Source organism: Phaeobacter sp. CECT 5382, from assembly GCF_001457775.1.
Classification (GTDB): Bacteria; Pseudomonadota; Alphaproteobacteria; order Rhodobacterales; family Rhodobacteraceae; genus Pseudophaeobacter.
This window is the reverse complement of the sequence record NZ_CYSG01000044.1, coordinates 1-3,740: the sequence shown is the minus strand read 5'-3', so window position 1 is coordinate 3,740 and position 3,740 is coordinate 1. Positions and strand designations below refer to the sequence as shown.

Below are 3,740 nucleotides of genomic sequence, written 5' to 3'. Positions count from 1 at the left end.
GCCACCCATTCGCGTCCGATGCGTCGCCCATCGGGCAGCCATTCGGCCAACAGGTTGTGCAAGTTTACTCGGCAGACTTCGGCGATGGCGGCAAACTCAACGGGCTTCCAGTTACCAGTCATTTGCAACCACCTCCTGAAGGCGGGAAAGCTCAAAGGCTTCCACGTCGCCCGCGCGGTAGCGGACCAAGCGGCCAACTTTGACATAGGCCAGCGGGTAGCGCTTCGTGCAGCGCCATGTGGCAAGCGTCGTGGGCGAAACCCCAAGCCGCTCGGCAACGTCTTGCGGTGTGAGTAGTTGAGCTGTTTGTTTTGCGATCATGGGAACCTCCATCAAGTTAGATCGATGAAGGGAAACCTAGAGACAAACTGGCGCGTTTGGGTGCTAGAAGCAGGTATCAAAAATGTGGTTCTTAATTAGAAAACCTATCCCGTTATCTGCTACGAAATGTGGCAAAAATGTGGCTAAATCTCACGCATGACCGTGACAACACGGGCGCGTGGAAGCTCCGGGTCTAGTTTACATGCGATCAAGTGAATCACATCAACCGCGATTGCCTTGTTCTGTTTGGTTGCCTTGTCGTAGCGTCCGGCGTTGTATGGGCGCATTGCATTGCGGTCCCAGTAGGGGCGAAAGGCGCGGGCCAGCGCGAATACCGGCTGGCTTTCGGTCTTCTTTGGCCTGCGGTGCCAATGGTCCAGATCAGCATTGTGATAGCTATCGGGCGTCTCTTCTTCGTTTAAGTAAACGGTTTGGCTAGCGGACTTGTGTAAGAGGTTCAGCAGTTCGGCGATATGTGCAACTGGATCGCCGGGGCCAAAGGCGCCATCTATCATGCTGGCTAGCTTGGCAGCACTTGGCCCGGCAGATTTGGCTTGCTCTTCCAGAGACTCCGCTAGCTTTCCAGAACAGTTTGGCGACGCCTGAACCCGGACGAGTTCGGCAGAAATGGCTTCTAGCTTCTCCGACAGTGCTGAAAGGCGGCGATGCTCCATGACTCCCGGCTTACGGCGGCGCATCCTGCGGCGCTCTTTGACGTAGGCGCGGGCTGCCGCCTCAACCCCACTACGCAGGTCTTCAATATTGGCTTTGGGTCCAATCAGCATCTCAAGCTCCGACATGAACCGTGCGTCATAGAGCCTGTGAAGTTCGATTATAAAGCCATGACCTGCCATCAGGCGTTGCCATGGAGCTGTTTGGGCGAGTTTATTGATCTGGTTCATGCCGCAAGTTGTTCAACAAAAGCGGTCAGAACACCAGTGGCTGACAGAGCTGACAGTAAAGACAGTGAAACTTGGCAGGCGCAGGTTCAAAATGGGTCCAGTTCGAAATAGAGCCAAAGACGGCCCTCAGCCCGAAGCAACCATCGTACGGCATACGTCGAGTGGCTAGGGTTTTGAACTATCCGACTCTCTAAATCACCAGTTGGCCACCGAAGGTTCTACAAGCGGAATATGATTTTCGTGAATTTCATTTGGAAACATTTGCAGGTAGGTTAGTGCGTCCCTTCCCAACATTGGCTTGCTAAACAAGTATCCTTGGATGTGCATGCTTCCAATTCCCTGAAGTGCCGACAACTGACTTTCCTTTTCAACTCCCTCAATAATGCAATCAAGTTTCAAATTTTCACACAGTTCCAGTATTGTTTTGATAACCGCTTGAGACGTTTGACATGTCTCCATTTTGTCAAGAAAGCTGCGGTCAATCTTCAATTTATCAATTGGAAGTGCCTGAACGTAACTCAAGCTGGAATAACCCGTACCAAAATCATCAAGAGCAATCTTTGATCCCAACCCCTTCAACATCTGCAACGTATCATGCGCCCTGTTTAAATCTCGTAGTAAAGAAGTCTCGGTAATCTCGAAAGTTAAACGTTCCGGAGGAAACCCTGAGTCCCTCACGATTTCGGTAAGGCGCCTTATGTTGTGTGAAGATCCAATGTCGTGGGCTGATAGGTTGAAAGACACAAATAGATCTTCTGGCCAATGGGATACTTCAGATAAGGTTTTTTTCAGCAGAGTTTCCGTTATTTTGTTAACTATCCCAGACTTCTCCGCGTTCTTGATGAAATCCGTAGGGGATACTTTGCCCAGTATGGGGTTAGTCCAGCGCGCGAGGGCTTCCGCTCCGACAGGAGTACCTGTGGCGCTATCTACAACGAACTGATATTCTACGTAAAACTCTTCATCAAAATTTGCGCCTTGTAGCTCTCGTAGTATTCCGGTGGTCTCATTGATTTCCGCCTGATGTTCTTCAGAAAACATGACAGCTGTGCCTTTTTGGCATTCTTTGGCAACATATAGAGCATAGTCAGAGCGTTCAAAAAGTTGTTTTTCGGTTCTCCCAGAATCCGGAAATTTGGCAATGCCAATGGTTCCTCCGACATTCGCCGTGAAGCCATCCATCTCAAAAGGGACGCCGACAGTGCTACAGATAAAATTTCCGAGCGATAGTATCTCGGAGTCAGTCAAGTTACCTTCGAGAATTAGCCCAAACTCATCGCCCCCTAGCCGTGCAACAAATAGATCCCGATCACTATTTGACAAGCGTTCAGCGACTTTTCCGAGCAGGCGGTCGCCTGCAATGTGCCCATAGATATCGTTGATCGGCTTGAAACCATCAAGGTCGAGAATTCCAACAGAAAAGCTCTCATTTCCCCCCGTATCGTCGGCAATTCTTTGACCCAACTCAGTCAAAAACCGTCGCCTATTCGGCAACCCAGTCAAGCTATCTAGATTCGCAAGCTTTTCGTTCTCCTTTCCAAGCTCATTCGCTTCAGACACGGATTTTCTCAGAGCACTCTGATTAGAAATCAGTTCAACTGACATTCCCCAAGTAGAACGTCCTCCCGCCCACCTTGCCGCTGTTCTGCGCTCCTATCAAGCCTCTTGCACCCATGGTGCCGTTGTTCGGGCATCTGACGCGCGAACTGCGCCCGATTTCCGGTCTCGGGGGCGAGGTTGATCCGGATATTGGTCTGACCGACCCCCGTATGGATAGACCGGTTGAGCCGCTTTTGTTCAGGTTTTATGATTAACGATGTTGTCATTAGGGAACCGGCGGTGCGCGCAGCCGATGTATGGCCGCAAGGATGCGGTTGAACAGATCGCCGCTGACAGCCACCTCGGCCAGTTGGAAGGTGATTGCACGGGCGTGACGCACAACCCTCGCACCAATCTTGATCAATCGCGTCTGCAGGCTTGTCAGTGACCAGTCGGCTATCTCATCAGGTAGATCAGTGCCCTGTAGGAAGGCACCGATATTGTAAGCCAGTGCATGGAGTTGCAGCCGCACCTCGTTCTGCGCCATGCCTTTGCAGGACAAACGGGTCCAGTTGATCGCCTGCTTGCCTTCCTTGATGTATTGCTCGGCGGTGCCGCGTTGGTTGTAGAAGCGGATGATCCAGTCGGGTTCCATCGGCATGTTGGTGACCACGAAGCCCACGCGCGGGAACAACTCGCTGGGATGCCATTCCACCTTGGCGATGACACGACGAGGTTTGTCCCAAGATGCCGCCTGATATTGGAAGTCGCCGTAGATGCGCTTCACGCCTTTTGGCGGACGACCCACAGGGCGCTTGAGCAGATGCGCAATCTTGCCCTGAAGAACGCGATTGGCCCGAAGGCGGATGGCGTAGAAATAGTTTTCCAGTTCCAGAGTTTTGTATAGCTCCGGGATGGCGAACGCAGCATCCCCCCGGAAGAACCGCATCAGGTGACGATCCGCATATCGCGCGATGA

The 3,740-nt window shown here is 52.0% G+C and carries 5 protein-coding genes; 1 reads left to right on the top strand and 4 read right to left on the bottom strand.

The window, feature by feature from the left end; all coding sequences use genetic code 11:
* Positions 1-111: 111 nt before the first annotated feature.
* The 3 genes from PH5382_RS19225 to PH5382_RS19215 all read right to left on the bottom strand — a co-directional run bounded on the left by PH5382_RS19225 (position 112) and on the right by PH5382_RS19215 (position 2,828).
* The gene (locus PH5382_RS19225; RefSeq protein WP_082645782.1) at positions 112-321 is read right to left on the bottom strand and encodes a helix-turn-helix transcriptional regulator; all 210 of its coding nucleotides are present in this window, start codon (positions 319-321) and stop codon (positions 112-114) included.
* A gap of 143 nt (positions 322-464) precedes the next feature.
* The gene (locus PH5382_RS19220; RefSeq protein ID WP_058335990.1) at positions 465-1,223 is read right to left on the bottom strand and encodes a hypothetical protein; all 759 of its coding nucleotides are present in this window, start codon (positions 1,221-1,223) and stop codon (positions 465-467) included.
* A 195-nt stretch (positions 1,224-1,418) separates the two neighbouring features.
* Complete coding sequence (locus PH5382_RS19215) at positions 1,419-2,828, bottom strand: putative bifunctional diguanylate cyclase/phosphodiesterase (protein WP_058335989.1); 1,410 nt, start codon at positions 2,826-2,828, stop codon at positions 1,419-1,421.
* Between the two features lie 68 nt (positions 2,829-2,896).
* Between PH5382_RS19215 and PH5382_RS19905 the strand changes: the two genes are divergently transcribed.
* The gene (locus PH5382_RS19905; protein ID WP_156414924.1) at positions 2,897-3,037 is read left to right on the top strand and encodes a hypothetical protein; all 141 of its coding nucleotides are present in this window, start codon (positions 2,897-2,899) and stop codon (positions 3,035-3,037) included.
* A gap of 11 nt (positions 3,038-3,048) precedes the next feature.
* Here PH5382_RS19905 and PH5382_RS19210 read toward each other — a convergent pair.
* The coding region (locus PH5382_RS19210; protein WP_156414925.1) for an IS1380 family transposase at positions 3,049-3,740 on the bottom strand (692 nt) is incomplete at its 5' end.

Excerpts from the sequence above, each read along its gene's own strand:
- PH5382_RS19225 (WP_082645782.1), bottom strand. The coding sequence starts at position 321 with ATGATCGCAAAACAAACAGCTCAACTACTCACACCGCAAGACGTTGCC.
- PH5382_RS19220 (WP_058335990.1), bottom strand. The coding sequence starts at position 1,223 with ATGAACCAGATCAATAAACTCGCCCAAACAGCTCCATGGCAACGCCTG.
- PH5382_RS19215 (WP_058335989.1), bottom strand. The coding sequence starts at position 2,828 with ATGTCAGTTGAACTGATTTCTAATCAGAGTGCTCTGAGAAAATCCGTG.
- PH5382_RS19905 (WP_156414924.1), top strand. The coding sequence starts at position 2,897 with ATGGTGCCGTTGTTCGGGCATCTGACGCGCGAACTGCGCCCGATTTCC.